Raw genomic sequence first — 16,028 nt, forward strand, 5'->3', positions numbered from 1 at the left:
GTGTAGCTCAGTTGGTTAGAGCGCCGGCCTGTCACGCCGGAGGTCGCGGGTTCGAGCCCCGTCACTCGCGCCATTCCCTGCCGAATTCGGCCGGAATGGGGCAACCTCTCTTCTAAAATTTGATATCGCAAGCACTTGGGTGCGCCCGTTGGCGCGCGCGCATTGCAACACATGTGCGATCCGCATCATGGCCTCGCTTGACAGGTCGGGGCAGGGGTCATATTGGCGCGGCTCCCAAGCGCAAGCGGGTGTAGCTCAGTTGGTTAGAGCGCCGGCCTGTCACGCCGGAGGTCGCGGGTTCGAGCCCCGTCACTCGCGCCATTCCCTGTCGATTCTGACCGGAATGGCGCAGCCTCTCTTCTAAATATTCGATATCGCAAGCACTTGGGTGCGCCCTTCGGCGCGTGCTTTGGCACGCTGGGCGATTCCGATTCCTAGTCGCGCCAGGTCCCCAATTCCATCCAGCGGAGCAGGGGCTTCAGCGGCATGATCCAGATCACCCCGGTCACCAGATAGAAGACGCCCTGCAACAGCACGTGCCAGGTGCCGACCCATGGTGACAAGCTGACGATGATGACCGCCCACACAGTGATCAGCAGCAGGATCAGGAACATGCCCGCGGGCTTGCGCCAGGTCGGCTGAGGGTTGGCGGGTTCATTGCTCACAGACGGTCTCCACAGATGACGAGTTCTTGTTCGGTCAGCACCGCGTCGAGTGCGATGTCGGTTGATTCGGATGGCACCGCGTCTACTTCCTGCACCGACCAGGCGATGCCGATCCGCAACGCGGCGGGGTGCGCGGCGAAATAGCGGTCATAGTGACCGCCTCCCTGACCAATCCGTCCCCCGTGGCGGTCGAATCCGACCAGCGGGCAGAGAATCAGGCCGGGGAGGGTCGCTTCGGCTGTGTCGGCGGGCTGGTGGGTGCCCCACGGCCCTTTCACCACTTCTGCGCCGCTTTGCCAGCGGCGGAAGGTCATGGTGTCGATGCGGCCAGCATGATGCGGCAGGGCGATGCGGCCTTCGTCGGTCCATTGCGCCAGCATCGGCAATATGTCGGGCTCGCCGTCGCATCCGGCATAGGCGCCGATGCTGTTATGTGCGTTCAACAGGTCGGCGAGCAGTGCCGGCGGCGCGCGGAACGCCAGAAGCTGCGTTATCTCGTCGAGATTCGCGGCGAAGTGGCGTCGGCGAAAGCGCAATTTCTCGCGCAATTTCTGCTTTTGCAGAGCGAGGTCGGCGGACAGGTCGGGCATCGCCTTCTCCGGGCCTCCTCACGACAGTTCAGAATCGGTTGGCGGGACCGCCGAGGTCGTTTGCTGGAAGATCCTCTGACGCCAGTAACGTCAGGTGGGAACCATGTGCGTCGGACCAGGGTCCGGGCAGGGACAGCTCCCTAGGATGATGTATCGCCTCAGGGATTTTCGCAAAAGCTCGTGCCGGGCAGTACCCGCCACCCCCTATGTAGGCGCGCAGGCGCGTCGGCTCAAGGGAGTTGCTCAACCTTTGTGGCCAGCGCCTCGATCCGGTCGGCGATTTGCAGCAGCGCGCGCTCATGCGCGGGGCGGACCTGCGCAGGCGCCGCCGATGCCGATTGCCTTACGGCTTCCAGTTCCTTCAGCGCCGCCTGTTCGCGCTCGATCGCCGAGCGCAGTTCGTCGCGTGCTGTGGCCTCGCGACTTTCGGCGAGGGCGACCGCGGCGCGGAGCGAGTCGGACTGGGGTTCGGCTTTTGCGATCTTGCCCTTGGTTTCCTGCGCTTCGTCGGCGAGCATCAGCGCCGCGAACAGCAGCTGGCGTACTTCGGTTCCGCCCTGAATGCCGCGCGCCTTCTCATCGACGACCGATGCCAGCTGGACCAGCTGTTGCTCCTGTCCGTCGGCGCAATGGACGTCATAAGGGCGCCCGGCGATAGTCAGTTTGACATCAGCCACGGTCAGCCTCCGCAATCAATCGGTCGAGTTCGCCGATGACGGCGACGACTTCGGCTTTCAGCGCCGATTGGTCGTCCACTTGAGCCGCTTGGGAGAGCGCGGGGCGGTTCGCCCGCTCGGTCAAAGCCCTTTCAATACGGCTGAGCGCGCGTTCGATCCGGCCAATGGCCAAGCTGGATTCGTCGAGATCGAGTTCCATATGCATGGGTTAGCAGCGCGGCGAAGCGCGTGCAATTGTCCAGTCGGTCCAAAATACGTCGATTTTCTGCCGCCAGCGGTTGACTCCTGACCCCCGCGCCGCAAAGGGCTGTGCGCATCCGATCCGGACGCCCAGAGTCTATTTGGGCCCGGGCGCTTACCCATCCATTCCGGGGGAATAATGACACAGCCCGAACGTCAGCTCGCCAATGCCATCCGCGCACTCGCGATGGACGCCGTACAGGCCGCAAACAGCGGTCATCCGGGGATGCCCATGGGCATGGCCGACGTCGCGACGGTCCTTTATTCGGACTATCTGAAATTTGATCCGACCGACCCGCATTGGGCCGATCGCGACCGATTCGTCCTGTCGGCGGGCCATGGTTCGATGCTCGCTTATGCGACGCTTCACCTCGCGGGCTATGCGCAGCCGACGATCGACGACATTCGCAATTTCCGCCAGCTGCACAGCCCGTGCGCTGGACATCCCGAGAATTTCGAGCTCGCGGGCGTCGAAACGACGACCGGCCCGCTGGGGCAGGGCCTTGCGACCTCGGTCGGTATGGCGATTGCCGAACGCCATCTGAACGCGCTTTACGGCGACGATCTGGTCGACCACCGTACTTGGGTGATCGCTGGCGACGGCTGCCTGATGGAAGGCATCAACCACGAAGCCATCGGGCTTGCCGGGCATCTCGGCCTCGGCCGCCTGACCGTGCTGTGGGATGACAACAAGATCACCATCGACGGATCGATCGACCTGTCGAGCAGCGAAGATATTGCGGCGCGTTATGTGGCGACCGGCTGGCACGTCGAAAGCTGCGACGGCCATGATCCCGCCGACATTCGCCGTGCGATCGACGCCACACTTGCCGACCCGCGCCCGTCGCTGATCGCGTGCCGCACGATCATCGGTTTCGGCGCGCCGAACAAGCAGGGCACGTCGGCCACCCACGGCTCGCCGCTGGGCTCCGACGAGATTGCCGCTGCGCGCAAGGAACTCGGCTGGACGTCCGAACCCTTCGTCATTCCGGCCGATATTGCCGCGACCTGGGCCGGCTTTGGCGCACGCGGCAAGGCGCTTCATTCCGAATGGAATGATCGCCTCGCAAGCAACGAAAAGAAAACGGAATTTTCTGACCGGATCGCCGGCAAGATCGTTCCGGGCGATGCGTTCAAGGCCTATCTCGACGGCCTCGTCGCCGAGCCGCCGAAGGTCGCGACCCGCAAGGCGTCGGAAAACACGCTCGGCGCGCTGACCGCCGATATCGCGGCACTGATCGGCGGCAGCGCCGATCTCACCGGTTCGAACAACACCAAAACTTCATCGACCAAGCCGCTGACAAAAGACGATTATTCGGGTCGCTATATCTATTATGGCATCCGCGAATTCGGCATGGCCGCCGCGATGAACGGCATGGCGCTGCACGGCGGCGTAGTGCCTTACGGCGGCACCTTCCTCGTCTTTGCCGACTATTGCCGCGGCGCGATCCGCCTGTCGGCGTTGCAGCAGCAGCGCGTCGTCTATGTGATGACCCACGACAGCATCGGGCTGGGCGAAGACGGCCCGACCCACCAGCCGATCGAGCATCTGCAATCGCTCCGCGCGATGCCGAACCTGCTCGTCATGCGCCCTGCCGACGCGGTCGAAACCGCCGAATGCTGGGCGCTCGCGCTGGCACAGGCTGATCGTCCGTCGCTGCTTGCGCTGACGCGTCAGAATCTTCCGGCGCTGCGTCATGACGTCAGCGAAAATCTTTGCGCGAAAGGCGGTTACCGCCTGCGCGGCGCGACCGCGGCCCGCAAGGTCGTCCTTGTCGCAACGGGTTCGGAAGTGTCGCTGGCGCTCGAAATCGCTGACAAGCTCGAGGCCGCAGGCCATGGCGCCGACGTTGTCTCGATGGTCTCGACCGAATTGTTCGACGAACAGACCGCCGCCTATCAGGCTGATATCCTGCCGGCGGGCGTGCTGACCGTTTCGATCGAAGCGGGCACGACCTTTGGCTGGGAACGCTACACCGGCCGCGACGGCCTGCGTTTCGGCATCGACAGCTTCGGCGCCTCGGCACCGATCGACGATCTTTACGATCATTTCGGCCTGACGGTCGAGAAGATCACCCCCCGGATCCTGGCCCGGCTCGGCGCATAAGCCGACCGATACTCTCTTCAGAAAGGATTTTTCGATATGGCAGTGAAAGTCGCAATCAACGGTTTCGGACGCATCGGCCGCAACGTGGCGCGCGCCATTCTGGAGCGTACCGACCATGATCTCGAACTGGTGTCGATCAACGATCTGGGCGATGCCAAGGCGAATGCCCGTCTGCTCCGCAATGACTCGGTGCATGGCGCGTTCAACGGGACCGTCGAAGTCGACGGCAACGACCTGATCATCAATGGCAAGCGCATCCAGGTGACCGCCGAGCGCGATCCCGCCGCTCTGCCGCATGCCGCAAACGGCATCGACATTGTGATGGAATGCACCGGATTCTTCACCAACAAGGCCGGCGGCCAGAAGCATCTCGATGCCGGCGCGAAGCGCGTGTTGATTTCGGCGCCCGCCAAGGAAGTCGATCTGACCGTCGTTTACGGCGTCAACGACGACAAGATCACCGCCGATCATCTGATCATCTCGAACGCGTCGTGCACCACCAACTGCCTCGCGCCTTTTGCCAAGGTGCTGCATGAGGCGATCGGTATCGAGCGCGGCCTGATGACGACGATCCACGCCTATACCAACGACCAGAAGATCCTCGACCAGATCCACGATGATCCGCGTCGTGCCCGCGCGGCCGCGATGTCGATGATCCCGACCTCGACCGGTGCGGCGGTTGCCGTTGGTCTGGTTCTGCCCGAACTCAAGGGCAAGCTCGACGGTTCGTCGATCCGCGTCCCGACCCCGAATGTCTCGGTCGTCGACCTCACCTTCACGCCGTCGCGCGAGACCACGAAGGAGGAAGTCAACGCACTGCTCAAGGCCGCCGCAGAAGGCCCGCTCAAGGGCGTGCTGGGCTATACCGAGGAGCCGCTGGTTTCGATCGACTTCAACCATAATGCCGACAGCTCGACCATCGACGCCCTCGAGACCGCGGTGATCGACGGCAAGCTGGTGCGCGTGCTCAGCTGGTATGACAATGAGTGGGGCTTCTCGAACCGCATGATCGACACCGCGGGCGTGGTCGCGAAGTTCCTCTGAGCTACGGAGTATAAGTCGATGACCGCGTTCAAGACCCTCGATGATATCGGCGACGTCACCGGCAAGCGCGTGCTTGTCCGTGTCGACCTGAATGTTCCGATGTTCGAAGGCGCGGTCAGCGACGCAACGCGGATACAGGCCGCCGTGCCGACGATCCGCGAGCTGTCCGAAAAGGGCGCGATCGTCCTTCTGCTCGCCCATTTCGGGCGGCCGAAGGGCGCGAAAAACCCGACGCAATCCTTGAGCCTCGTCATGGGCGGGCTCGAGGATGTGCTGGGCCATTCGGTGATGTTCATCCCCGATTGCGTCGGCGAGGGCGCGAAAGCAGGCCTCACCGTGCTCGCCGCCGGTGATGTCGCGGTGCTCGAAAACACCCGATTCCATGCGGGTGAGGAAAAGAACGATCCGGCGTTCGCCGACGCGCTCGCTGAAATCGGCGATCTCTACGTCAACGACGCCTTCTCGGCCGCGCACCGCGCGCATGGCTCGACCGAGGGCATTGCGCGCCGTCTGCCTGCTTATGCGGGCCGCGCGATGGAGGCCGAACTCAAGGCGCTCGACGCCGCGCTCGGCAATCCGGCGCATCCGGTTGCCGCCGTCGTCGGCGGCGCGAAAGTGTCGTCGAAGATCGACGTGCTGCGCAATCTCGTCGGCAAGGTCGATCATCTGATCATCGGTGGCGGCATGGCGAACACCTTCCTCGCCGCACGCGGGGTCAATGTCGGCAAGTCGCTTTGCGAGCATGATCTGGTCGATACCGCCAACGCGATCTTCGACGCCGCCGACAAGGCCGGATGCACGATCCATCTTCCCTATGACGTCGTGGTGGCAAAGGAGTTCGCCCCGAACCCGCCGACGCGGACCGTCAATGTCCATGAAGTCGCCGCCGACGAAATGATCCTCGATGTCGGCCCCGCCGCCGTCGAGGCGCTCGCCGACGTCCTCAAAAATTGCCGCACTCTCGTGTGGAACGGCCCGCTCGGCGCGTTCGAGACGCCGCCGTTCGACATGGCGACGGTTGCGCTGGCCAAGACCGCTGCGGCACTGACCCGCGAAGGCAGCCTGGTGTCGGTCGCCGGCGGCGGCGATACCGTCGCGGCGCTCAACCATGCCGGGGTCGGGCAGGATTTTACCTTTGTTTCAACGGCTGGCGGCGCCTTCCTCGAATGGATGGAAGGCAAGCCGCTGCCCGGGGTCGACGCCCTCAAAGCCTGAGTTTCGCGCGCATTTGCATCCCGTCGACGGGATGGCTATGCGCGCTGCCACATACGTATGCAAACCATCGGAGATGTTATGACCACCGCCAACGCCGCCATGCTCGAACAGATTAAATCGGGTCAGGGCTTTATCGCCGCACTCGACCAGAGCGGCGGATCGACGCCCAAGGCGTTGAAGGGCTATGGCATCGAAGAGGATGCTTTCTCGAACGACGAAGAAATGTTCGGTCTGATCCACGCGATGCGCAGCCGCATCGTCACCGCGCCCTGCTTCAACGGCGACAAGGTGATCGGTGCGATCCTGTTTGAACGCACGATGGACGGCGAAGCGGGCGGCAAGCCGGTTCCGGCGCTGCTTTGGGAGCGCGGCGTTGTGCCGTTCCTGAAGGTCGACAAGGGCCTCGAAGACGAAGCCGACGGTGTCCAGTTGATGAAGGCGAACCCCGAACTCGACGCGCTGTGCGAGCGTGCGGTCGCCAAGGGCGTGTTCGGCACCAAGATGCGCAGCGTCGTCAATCTCGCCAATGCCGCGGGCATCAAGGCGATTGTCGAACAGCAGTTCGCGGAAGCGAAGCGCATCGCGGCGCACGGTCTGATGCCGATGATCGAGCCCGAAGTGAACATCAAGAGTGCCGAACGCGACGGCGCCGACCGCCTGTTGCTGACCGAAATCCTGACCGCGCTCGAAAACTGGGACGGCGCACCCGTGATGCTGAAGCTTTCGCTGCCGACCGAGGCCGGTCTGTTCCAGCCGCTGGTCGATCATCCCAAGGTCTTGCGCGTCGTCGCGCTGTCGGGCGGCTTTGCGCGCCCCGAAGCCTGCGTAGAACTCGCCAAGAACCCCGGCATCATCGCCAGCTTCAGCCGCGCGCTGCTCGCTGACCTGCGCCACCAGATGAGCGACGACGAATTCGACGCCTCGCTTGGCGGTGCGATCGACGAGATTCACGCCGCATCGGTCGCCTGATGGCAGACGGCTGGCGCGCCGTTGACGATTATATCGCCGGGAAATTGCTCGGCGACGACGACGCGCTGGCCGCCGCACTGGCCCATAATGCCGCTGAGGGACTGCCGCCGATCGACGTGTCGGCGACGCAGGGCAAGATGCTGTCCCTGCTCGCGCAGATCAGCGGTGCGCGGCGCATATTGGAGATCGGCACGCTCGGAGGTTATTCGGCGATCTGGCTGGCGCGCGCGCTGCCCGAGGGCGGACAGCTTATGACGCTGGAACTCGAACCGCATCACGCAAAGGTCGCCCGCGAAAATCTCGAACGGGCAGGCGTGTCGACAAAGGTCGACATCCGCGTCGGCCCGGCGAGCGAAAGTCTTGCCGCGATGACGGGCGAAACGCCCTTCGACTTCATCTTCATCGACGCCGACAAGCAGAACAACGCCCATTATGTCGCCGAGGCGATCCGGCTCGGCCGTTCGGGTACGACGATTATCGTCGACAATGTCGTGCGCGAAGGCGGGATCATCGACGCCGACAGCGAAGATGAACGCATCGTCGGCACGCGCACACTGTTCGACATGCTGGCCGCCGATCCGCGACTCGACGCGACTGCGGTGCAGACGGTCGGTGCGAAGAAATGGGACGGCTTCGTCCTCGCGCGGGTGCTTTAACTCAATAACCGCCGTCGAAGCGGAAATCGAAGCGATAGTCGGCGGGTTTGATGACCTTGGCGGCACCTGATCGCTCCGGGGTGACGCGTTCGAGCAGGATCGATCCGTCGGCGAGCGGAGTGCGCTGCCCCAGCGTTACTTCAAATTCCTGCTGGCGGCCGCCCGAGCGAATCCACAGCATTTTGACCCGAACCCGTCCGGCCCAGACGCAGGCGACATTTGCGGGACAGCGGCTGTCCTCCAGCACTTCGACCGGCTGGACGATGGGGCCGTCGGCATAGGCCTGCTGACCGAGCGCGACATTCCTGGCCTCGGGAAGCGGCGTTTGCGACGTCGTGGTGGCGCAGGCGGAGAGGGCCAGCGCGGCGGCGGCCCCAGAAAGGGCGAGGCGGGGAGCGTTCTGCATTTGCTCGTATCTGACGGCGTCGCTATGAACCCGCCATGACCATACCCGATTGCCAGCTTTATCTGATCTCGCCGCTCGACGTCGGCGGCGATTTTCCCGCCCGTCTGGAAGAGGCGTTGAGCGCCGCGCCGGTCGCCGCCTTTCAGTTTCGCGTCAAGGACATGGACCAGCACGAGGCCGCGCGGCTCGCCGAACCATTGCAGGCGATCTGCGCGACGCATGACGTCGCCTTCATCGTCAACGACGATATAGCGCTCGCCAAGCGACTCGGCGCCGACGGCCTGCATCTGGGGCAGGATGATGGCGACCTGAAGGAAGCGCGCCAACTGCTTGGACCCGAAGCGCAAATCGGCGTAACCTGCCACAACAGCCGCCATTTCGCGATGGAAGCGGGCGAAGCGGGCGCAGACTATGTCGCGTTCGGCGCCTTTTTTCCGACGACGACCAAGACGGTCGAGCATCATGCTGACCCCGAAATCCTCGAATGGTGGCAGGGCATGTTTGAACTGCCGTGCGTCGCGATTGGCGGGATTACGCCCGAGAATGCGCCGGCTCTGATTGAAGCGGGGGCCGATTTCCTCGCCGTGTCGTCGGCGGTATGGGCGCATCCCGAAGGACCGGGGGCCGCCGTGCGCGCATTCGATGCGCTGCTGTCGCCTCAATCGGCCAGATAGTTGCGGTCGGACGGCTTCTCTGTCCGATCTTCCGCGCCCGAAGGCGCCTGGTCCTTGCGCCAGCCGAACAGGCCAGCGCAGGGGATCGGACGGCGGGGGGCGGCGTTCACCTTGCGGCGGGGCAGGGGCGTCAATTCTGGAAGATCGATGCTCATCATGGGGCCTCTAATGGCAGCGGTACCAGCGAACATATTGGATCGATGCGTCAAATCGGCTTCGCTTCGTCGCCTTTTGATTTGTGGAAAATGCGGCGTGTCGCAGCACCGCCGCCGGGGAAATATTTATGACTGACACCAGCACATCGGGCGCCAAGGTGCGTGAACTGACGCTGCGCGCGATCCTGCTCGGCGGCGTTCTGACGCTGATGTTCACCGCGGCGAACGTCTATCTGGGGCTGAAGGTCGGATTGACCTTCGCGACCTCGATCCCCGCGGCGGTGATCTCGATGGCGCTGCTGCGGCTGATGTCGGGCGGCACGATCCTCGAGAATAATATCGTCCAGACGATCGCCAGCGCGGCGGGAACGCTCGCGGCGATCATCTTCGTTTTGCCGGGGCTGGTGATGGTCGGCTATTGGCAGGGTTTCCCGATGGTTACGACCACCGCGATCACGATGCTTGGCGGAATATTGGGGGTGCTCTTTTCGGTGCCTCTGCGCCGCGCGCTCGTTGTCGATTCGGATCTTCCCTATCCCGAAGGCCGTGCCGCTGCCGAAGTGTTGCAGGTCGGTGCGGGGAGCGCCGAGGGTGCGGCCGAGAATCGCGCCGGATTGTCGGCGCTGCTGTGGAACAGCATCGTTGCGGCGGGCTTTACCCTGCTCACCCAGATGAAGCTGGCGGGTGCCGAAGTCGCGCGCTGGTTCGCCGTTGGCACCGGTGCAACGGGGGTTGCGGGCGGGCTTGCCTTTGCCCTGTTCGGGGTCGGCCATCTGGTCGGCCTGTCGGTCGGCATGGCGCAGCTTGTCGGCCTCATTACCGGCTGGTGGGTGTTGCTGCCGATCCTGACGCAGGGCGGCGTTGGCGATCCCGAGACGCTGGCGAACACGGTGTTCCGCGCCGATGTGCGCTTTTTTGGCGCGGGCGTGATTGCGATCGCCGCAATCTGGACCTTGATGAAGATTGCGGGGCCGGTGCTTGGCGGTATCCGTTCGGCGATGGCCGCATCGCGCGCGCGACAGGGCGGTCATGCGCTGGCCATAGAAGAACAGGATATGCCGATCGGCTGGGTGTTCGGCGGATCGGTGGCCTTGATGCTGCCGATCGGCTGGTTGCTCTGGTCGGTGCTGGCGGGCGGACCGCTCGCCGGATCGTCGATGACTTTGATTGCGGGCGCGATCCTGTTCATTATCGTCGTGGGTCTCATGATCGCGTCGGTCACCGGCTATATGGCGGGCCTGATCGGCGCGTCGAATTCGCCGGTGTCGGGGATCGGCATCCTCGCGATCATCGCTTCGTCGCTTCTTCTTCTCGGCCTGCTCGGCCGTGCCGGCGGTGAGGAAGAGATTAACGCGATGGTCGCCTATGCGCTGATCGTCACGGGTCTCGTGTTCGGGATCGCGACGATTTCCAACGACAATCTTCAGGACCTCAAGACCGGCCAGCTCGTCGGCGCGACGCCGTGGAAACAGCAGGTCGCGCTGATTATCGGCGTGATCTTTGGCTCGCTGGTCGTCCCGCCGGTGCTCAATGTGCTCAACGAGACATTGGGCTTTGTCGGCGCGCCGGGGGCGGGGCCGAACGCGCTTGCCGCGCCGCAGGCGGGATTGATCTCTTCGCTTGCGCAGGGCGTGCTCGGTGGCAATCTCAACTGGACGATGCTCGGCTATGGCGCGTTGGCGGGTGTCGGCTTCATCATCGTCGACGAACTGCTCGGCCGCGCGGGCAAGCTGCGGCTTCCGCCGCTCGCCATCGGTATCGGAATTTATCTGCCGATGTCGGTGATTCTGCCGGTGATCATCGGTGCGGTTGGCGGCTGGTTCTACGACCGCTGGGCATCGAAGCGGTCGAACGCGGGCTTTGCGCACCGCATGGGCGTGCTGACCGCAACGGGGATGATCGTCGGCGAAAGCCTGTTCGGCGTTCTTTATGCCGGGATCGTCGCGGGGAGCGGCAGCGATGCGCCGCTCGCCGTGGTCGGCGAGGGCTATGCGCCTTATGCGCCGTGGGTCGGATTGCTGCTGTTCGTCGGTCTCGTCTGGCACAGCTATCGCCGCACGCGGCGCATGGTCGTCGCGACGCCGTGATGCGGCACCTTGCCCTTCGGCGTCTGCGCGGCTAAAGGCGCGCACCTGATAGCTGCGCCCGAAGGGGCGCTGCTCTGCTCTTTCCATCCTTGTCTAGTGAGTGTGCGCGATGAAAATCACCGGTGTTGAAATCCGTCCCGGCAATATTATCGAATATGAAAAGGGGATCTGGAAGGTCACCAAGATCCAGCACACCCAGCCGGGCAAGGGCGGCGCCTATATGCAGGTGGAAGCCAAGAACCTCATCGACGGGCGCAAGCTCAACAACCGCTTCCGTAGCGCGGATACGGTGGAAAAGGTCCGTCTCGACACCAAGGATTTCCAGTTCCTTTACGCCGAGGGCGACGATCTGGTGTTCATGGACAAGGACACGTTCGAACAGATCAATATCTCGAAGGATGTCGTCGGCGACGCGCATGAATTCCTGCAGGACGGCATGGACGTCGTTCTCGAGCTTTGGGAAGAGCGCCCGATCTCGGTCGAACTGCCCGAAACGATCGAAGCGACGATCGTTGAGGCCGATGCGGTGGTGAAGGGGCAGACCGCATCGTCGTCGTACAAGCCCGCGATTCTCGACAATGGTGTGCGCGTGATGGTGCCGCCGCACATCACCGCCGGCACGCGCATCGTGGTGCATGTCTATGACCGCGAATATGTCCGTCGCGCAGAGTAAGTCGTGACCGATATACCGGACATACGAAAGGCGGCGCTGAGCGACCTTGAAAGCGTCGCGCCGCTTTTCGATCTGTACCGGCAATTTTACGGACGTGCCGCCGACCCGACCGGGAGCGCGGGCTTTATCAAGGCCCGGCTGACTCGGGGCGACTCGGTCATATTGCTCGCGGAGTGGCAAGGTCGGGCGGCTGGGTTCACCCAGCTGTTCCCGAGCTTCACCTCGGTTGGCATGGCTCCGATCTGTATTCTGAACGACCTGTACGTCGCGGACGAAGCGCGCGGCAGCAAGGTCGGGAAGGCATTGATCGACGCAGCGGTCGAACATGCACGGGGGCAGGGCGCCGTCAGGCTGACCCTGTCGACGCAAACGACCAACATACGCGCGCAGCATGTCTATGAAACGGGCGGCTGGCAGCGCGAAGCCGATTTTTATACATATAACCTCAAACTAGTGGATTGATCATGGCCATATCCGGCATCATCACCGTCATGGAACGCGCCGCACGCAAGGCCGGCACCAAGCTCCGCCGCGATTTTGGCGAAATCGAGCATCTGCAGGTCTCGCAAAAGGGGCCCGCCGATTTCGTGTCGAAGGCCGACCAGGCTGCCGAGCGCACACTCTATGAAGAATTGAGCTATGCGCGCCCCGGCTGGGGCTTCCTGATGGAAGAGGCCGGCGAGATTGAAGGCGATCCGGGCAAGCCGCGCTTCATCGTCGATCCGCTCGACGGCACCTCGAACTTCCTCCACGCCATCCCGCATTTCGCGATTTCGATCGCGGTGCAGGAACCGAAGATCGGCGGCGGCTGGGGTGATGTCACCGCGGCGCTGGTGTATCAGCCCGTCACCGACGAAAGCTATTGGGCCGAGCGTGGCCGCGGCGCATGGCTTCACGACCGTCGCCTGCGCGTTGCGTCGCGCCGTTACCTCAACGAATGTCTGATCTCTACCGGCATCCCCTATATGGGCCACGGCAATATGGGTCAGTGGAGTCGCATTTTCGGCGCCGTCGCGCCCGAAGTCGCCGGCATCCGCCGCTTCGGCGCCGCCAGCCTCGACCTCGCATGGGTCGCCGCGGGCCGCTACGACGGTTTCTGGGAAAGCGATCTTCAGATTTGGGATGTCGCCGCGGGCATGCTGCTCGTGCGCGAAGCCGGCGGCTTTGTCAGCGATTTCCGTGGTGGCGATCGTGCGATCGAACGCAGTGAATATATCGCCGGCAGCGCCGCGGTGCATTCGAAGCTGCAAAAGCTGGTGGCGGGCGCGCTGCGTAACGCCTGACGACTGGCCCCTCCCTCGATGAGGGAGGGGCGGTCTGTTCCTATTCTTCTTCTTTTCCGAAGACATACTCGCGATAGCTGTCCATCAGCGAGGCCCAGGTGTTGAGCGTTTCGCCGACATTTTCACGCGGGATGCCCGCAAAGTCGAGATCGACGTCCATTTCGAGCACCGGATCGCCCGCATCGTCGCGATATGCGCGGGCAAAGCGCTTGTCCTTGTTCCACTGATTCAGCTTTTCGATCGTGACGTCCTTCGCGTCGCTGAATCCCATATAATATTGCAGCGTCTTGCAGTTCTTGTTGTCCTCGCAGTTCATGAACAGGACGAGGAATTTCAGGCCGTTGCGATTGCTTTCGATATAGGGGTCGTCGTCCGCCTTGGTGATCAAGGTCGCGGGCCAGCCCTGCGACTCGACGATCTCCTTGATTTTCGCCGGGTTCTTGGCGTTGATCAGTTCGGCCTGAGCCGGCGCTGCTGCGAAAATGACGGCTGCGCCCAATGCGAAAGCAGCGCGAGAAATATATGATTTCATGGAAACTCCTCAATTCGAAGCGGCGCCGAAAATGCGCAGCGAACCGACCCACTTTGGCCCGCGTATCACAGGCTTGGGGCCTGTCACCAGCTTTTGGCCATCGGGGGCCGAAATTTCCTGCCCGCAATGCTTGCGAGGCGCGGCGCGCTGGCCTAAAGCGCCCGCAACAAGGGTGCCAAGACACTCCGTTTATGAACAACTGAACTGCGAGCCCCCCATGGTCGATCTGACGCAATATCTGCCGATCCTGATCTTTCTTGCGATCGCGCTCCTTCTGTCCTCCGCCTTCGTCTTTTTGCCGATGGGTGTGGCGAGGCTGACGGGCGCGCACCAGCCTGATCCGGCGAAGCTGACCGAATATGAATGCGGCTTCCCGGCGTTCGAGGATGCGCGCAGCCAGTTCGATGTCCGCTTCTATCTTGTCGCCATCCTCTTCATCATCTTCGATCTTGAAGCGGCCTATCTGTTCCCGTGGGCGGTCAGCCTCGAGAATATCGGCTGGGCCGGTTGGGCCACGATGATGATTTTCCTCGCCGAGCTTTCACTCGGCCTTGTCTATGCCTGGAAGAAAGGGGCTTTGGATTGGGAATGAGCAATTCGAGCATCCTGATGCCCGGCCAGATGCCGGTGGCCGCGGGGACCAACCCCGGATTGATGCCAGTGGCGCCGGGGACAAACCCCGACGCCGGCTTTTTTGACGACCTCAACAGCGAAGTCGGCGACAAGGGCTTCCTTGTCACCTCGACCGAGGATCTGTTCAACTGGGCGCGCACCGGCTCGCTCTGGTGGATGACCTTTGGTCTCGCTTGCTGCGCGGTCGAGATGATCCACGTCAACATGCCGCGCTATGACATGGAGCGTTTCGGCGCTGCGCCGCGTGCCTCGCCGCGCCAGTCGGACGTGATGATCGTCGCGGGCACACTGTGCAACAAAATGGCCCCGGCGCTGCGCCGCGTGTACGACCAGATGTCGAACCCGAAATATGTGATTTCGATGGGCAGCTGCGCCAATGGCGGCGGCTATTATCATTACAGCTATTCGGTGGTGCGCGGTTGCGACCGGATCGTGCCCGTGGATATTTATGTCCCCGGATGCCCGCCGACCGCCGAAGCCTTGCTTTATGGCGTGATGCAGTTGCAGCGGAAGATTCGCCGCACCGGGACGATCGAACGCTGATGGCTCACAATGCTCCCCTCGTCGCACCCCGTTCGGGGCTTGGCGACGCGATCAAGGCTGCGCTTGGCGCCGACCTGCTCGTCCATGTTTTCGCTGCCGATGAAGACAGCATCACCGTCGAACGCGAAGCGATCGCCGGGGTGATGATCGCGCTGCGCGACAAGCTCGAATATCAGCAGCTGATGGAAATCGCGGGCGTGGATTATCCCGACCGCGCCAACCGCTTCGAAGTCGTCTATCACCTGCTCAGCGTCACCAAGAACCATCGCCTGCGCGTCCGGGTCTGCACCGACGAAGCGACTCCGGTGCCGAGCATCGTGCCGGTGTGGCCGGTCGCCGGCTGGCTCGAGCGCGAAGTGTTCGACATGTATGGCGTGATGTTCGCGGGCAATCCCGATCTGCGTCGCATCCTGACCGACTATGGTTTTCAGGGGCATCCGCAGCGCAAGGACTTCCCGCTGACCGGCTATACCGAGCTGCGCTACAGCGAAGAAGACAAGCGCGTCGTTTACGAACCCGTGCGGCTGGCGCAGGATTTCCGCAACTTCGACTTTATGTCGCCGTGGGAAGGCGCCGATTATGTGCTGCCGGGCGACGAAAAGGCCGGCGGAACGGGCGAAGCGCCGGGGAAGGGCGCACCGACCCCGATGACCGCAGCGCAGGTGAAGGCCGCCGACGACAAGGCGAAGGCTCCGCCGCCGCCGACCCCGAAAACCACCGAAAGCCCCGCGCAAACCGGTGCCGGCGCCAAGGTCGATAAGGCCGCGGCCAAGCCGAGCAAGGATGGCGCGAAGGTCAAAGCTCCGGCCAAGCCGCGCGCTCCGCGCAAGCCCAAGGGAGATAAGGCATGACCGAGTCCCCGAACATCAAACATTACGG

20 protein-coding genes and 1 tRNA gene are annotated in these 16,028 nt (G+C 63.2%); 14 read left to right on the forward strand and 7 right to left on the reverse strand.

Annotated elements, in window-relative coordinates; genetic code table 11:
* The first annotated feature begins 244 nt into the window (after positions 1-244).
* Positions 245-321 (forward strand) — tRNA-Asp (locus tag AC1RRJ_RS06505).
* A 113-nt stretch (positions 322-434) separates the two neighbouring features.
* Here AC1RRJ_RS06505 and AC1RRJ_RS06510 read toward each other — a convergent pair.
* The 4 genes from AC1RRJ_RS06510 to AC1RRJ_RS06525 all read right to left on the reverse strand — a co-directional run bounded on the left by AC1RRJ_RS06510 (position 435) and on the right by AC1RRJ_RS06525 (position 2,131).
* Entirely contained in the window at positions 435-665 is a 231-nt protein-coding gene (locus AC1RRJ_RS06510) for a DUF2842 domain-containing protein (RefSeq protein WP_493120944.1), read from the reverse strand.
* Positions 662-1,255 carry a 5-formyltetrahydrofolate cyclo-ligase gene (locus AC1RRJ_RS06515; RefSeq protein ID WP_493120945.1) on the reverse strand — a complete coding sequence of 198 codons (594 nt, stop codon included), beginning with the start codon at positions 1,253-1,255 and terminating at the stop codon, positions 662-664. The genes AC1RRJ_RS06510 and AC1RRJ_RS06515 overlap by 4 nt, the downstream gene beginning before the upstream one ends.
* 230 nt (positions 1,256-1,485) lie before the next feature.
* On the reverse strand, positions 1,486-1,932 hold the full coding sequence (locus AC1RRJ_RS06520) for a cell division protein ZapA (protein ID WP_493120946.1): 447 nt from the start codon (positions 1,930-1,932) through the stop codon (positions 1,486-1,488).
* Entirely contained in the window at positions 1,925-2,131 is a 207-nt protein-coding gene (locus AC1RRJ_RS06525; protein ID WP_493120947.1) for a hypothetical protein, read from the reverse strand. Before AC1RRJ_RS06525 ends, AC1RRJ_RS06520 begins: the two co-directional genes overlap by 8 nt.
* Before the next feature lie 180 nt (positions 2,132-2,311).
* On the opposite strand from AC1RRJ_RS06525, the gene tkt reads away from it, so the two are divergent.
* The 5 genes from tkt (at position 2,312) to AC1RRJ_RS06550 (ending at position 8,163) form a co-directional block, all read left to right on the forward strand.
* On the forward strand, positions 2,312-4,279 hold the full coding sequence (gene tkt / locus AC1RRJ_RS06530) for a transketolase (protein WP_493120948.1): 1,968 nt from the start codon (positions 2,312-2,314) through the stop codon (positions 4,277-4,279).
* A gap of 36 nt (positions 4,280-4,315) precedes the next feature.
* Positions 4,316-5,323, forward strand: a complete 1,008-nt coding sequence (gene gap / locus AC1RRJ_RS06535) for a type I glyceraldehyde-3-phosphate dehydrogenase (protein WP_493120949.1) — start codon at positions 4,316-4,318, stop codon at positions 5,321-5,323.
* 18 nt (positions 5,324-5,341) lie between these two features.
* Positions 5,342-6,538, forward strand: coding sequence for a phosphoglycerate kinase (locus AC1RRJ_RS06540; RefSeq protein ID WP_493120950.1), 1,197 nt, complete (start codon positions 5,342-5,344; stop codon positions 6,536-6,538).
* Positions 6,539-6,616: 78 nt separating this feature from the next.
* Positions 6,617-7,507: a fructose bisphosphate aldolase gene (locus AC1RRJ_RS06545; RefSeq protein ID WP_493120951.1), complete on the forward strand. Its 891-nt coding sequence runs from the start codon at positions 6,617-6,619 to the stop codon at positions 7,505-7,507.
* On the forward strand, positions 7,507-8,163 hold the full coding sequence (locus AC1RRJ_RS06550; RefSeq protein WP_493120952.1) for an O-methyltransferase: 657 nt from the start codon (positions 7,507-7,509) through the stop codon (positions 8,161-8,163). Before AC1RRJ_RS06545 ends, AC1RRJ_RS06550 begins: the two co-directional genes overlap by 1 nt.
* A 1-nt stretch (position 8,164) precedes the next feature.
* Here AC1RRJ_RS06550 and AC1RRJ_RS06555 read toward each other — a convergent pair whose 3' ends face one another.
* A complete protein-coding gene (locus tag AC1RRJ_RS06555) occupies positions 8,165-8,569 on the reverse strand; it encodes a hypothetical protein (protein ID WP_493120953.1) in 405 nt (134 codons plus the stop codon).
* A 35-nt stretch (positions 8,570-8,604) separates the two neighbouring features.
* Here AC1RRJ_RS06555 and thiE point away from each other — a divergent pair, with 35 nt between their 5' ends.
* Positions 8,605-9,243: a thiamine phosphate synthase gene (gene thiE / locus AC1RRJ_RS06560; protein WP_493120954.1), complete on the forward strand. Its 639-nt coding sequence runs from the start codon at positions 8,605-8,607 to the stop codon at positions 9,241-9,243.
* Here thiE and AC1RRJ_RS06565 read toward each other — a convergent pair.
* The gene (locus AC1RRJ_RS06565; RefSeq protein ID WP_493120955.1) at positions 9,228-9,401 is read right to left on the reverse strand and encodes a hypothetical protein; all 174 of its coding nucleotides are present in this window, start codon (positions 9,399-9,401) and stop codon (positions 9,228-9,230) included. The two genes, thiE and AC1RRJ_RS06565, sit on opposite strands and share 16 nt — an antisense overlap.
* A 125-nt stretch (positions 9,402-9,526) precedes the next feature.
* Between AC1RRJ_RS06565 and AC1RRJ_RS06570 the strand changes: the two genes are divergently transcribed.
* From AC1RRJ_RS06570 to AC1RRJ_RS06585, 4 genes are all read left to right on the forward strand, one after another.
* The gene (locus tag AC1RRJ_RS06570; RefSeq protein WP_493120956.1) at positions 9,527-11,485 is read left to right on the forward strand and encodes an OPT family oligopeptide transporter; all 1,959 of its coding nucleotides are present in this window, start codon (positions 9,527-9,529) and stop codon (positions 11,483-11,485) included.
* A 109-nt stretch (positions 11,486-11,594) separates the two neighbouring features.
* Positions 11,595-12,158 (forward strand): elongation factor P, encoded by a 564-nt coding sequence (efp, locus tag AC1RRJ_RS06575; protein WP_493120957.1) that lies wholly within the window; start codon positions 11,595-11,597, stop codon positions 12,156-12,158.
* A 3-nt stretch (positions 12,159-12,161) separates the two neighbouring features.
* Positions 12,162-12,620, forward strand: coding sequence for a GNAT family N-acetyltransferase (locus tag AC1RRJ_RS06580; protein ID WP_493120958.1), 459 nt, complete (start codon positions 12,162-12,164; stop codon positions 12,618-12,620).
* Between the two features lie 2 nt (positions 12,621-12,622).
* Positions 12,623-13,441, forward strand: a complete 819-nt coding sequence (locus AC1RRJ_RS06585) for an inositol monophosphatase family protein (protein ID WP_493120959.1) — start codon at positions 12,623-12,625, stop codon at positions 13,439-13,441.
* Between the two features lie 40 nt (positions 13,442-13,481).
* Here the strand turns inward: AC1RRJ_RS06585 and AC1RRJ_RS06590 are convergent, their stop codons facing one another.
* Positions 13,482-13,973: a YbjN domain-containing protein gene (locus tag AC1RRJ_RS06590; RefSeq protein ID WP_493120960.1), complete on the reverse strand. Its 492-nt coding sequence runs from the start codon at positions 13,971-13,973 to the stop codon at positions 13,482-13,484.
* Between the two features lie 217 nt (positions 13,974-14,190).
* Here AC1RRJ_RS06590 and ndhC point away from each other — a divergent pair, with 217 nt between their 5' ends.
* The 3 genes from ndhC to AC1RRJ_RS06605 are packed head-to-tail and all read left to right on the forward strand — an operon-like array spanning position 14,191 to position 16,000.
* The gene (gene ndhC, locus AC1RRJ_RS06595) at positions 14,191-14,565 is read left to right on the forward strand and encodes an NADH-quinone oxidoreductase subunit A (RefSeq protein ID WP_493120961.1); all 375 of its coding nucleotides are present in this window, start codon (positions 14,191-14,193) and stop codon (positions 14,563-14,565) included.
* Between the two features lie 29 nt (positions 14,566-14,594).
* The gene (locus AC1RRJ_RS06600; RefSeq protein ID WP_493121787.1) at positions 14,595-15,149 is read left to right on the forward strand and encodes a NuoB/complex I 20 kDa subunit family protein; all 555 of its coding nucleotides are present in this window, start codon (positions 14,595-14,597) and stop codon (positions 15,147-15,149) included.
* Entirely contained in the window at positions 15,149-16,000 is an 852-nt protein-coding gene (locus AC1RRJ_RS06605) for an NADH-quinone oxidoreductase subunit C (RefSeq protein WP_493120962.1), read from the forward strand. The genes AC1RRJ_RS06600 and AC1RRJ_RS06605 overlap by 1 nt, the downstream gene beginning before the upstream one ends.
* Positions 16,001-16,028: the final 28 nt, after the last annotated feature.

This window comes from Sphingopyxis sp. GW821-FHT12C06, from assembly GCF_058807415.1.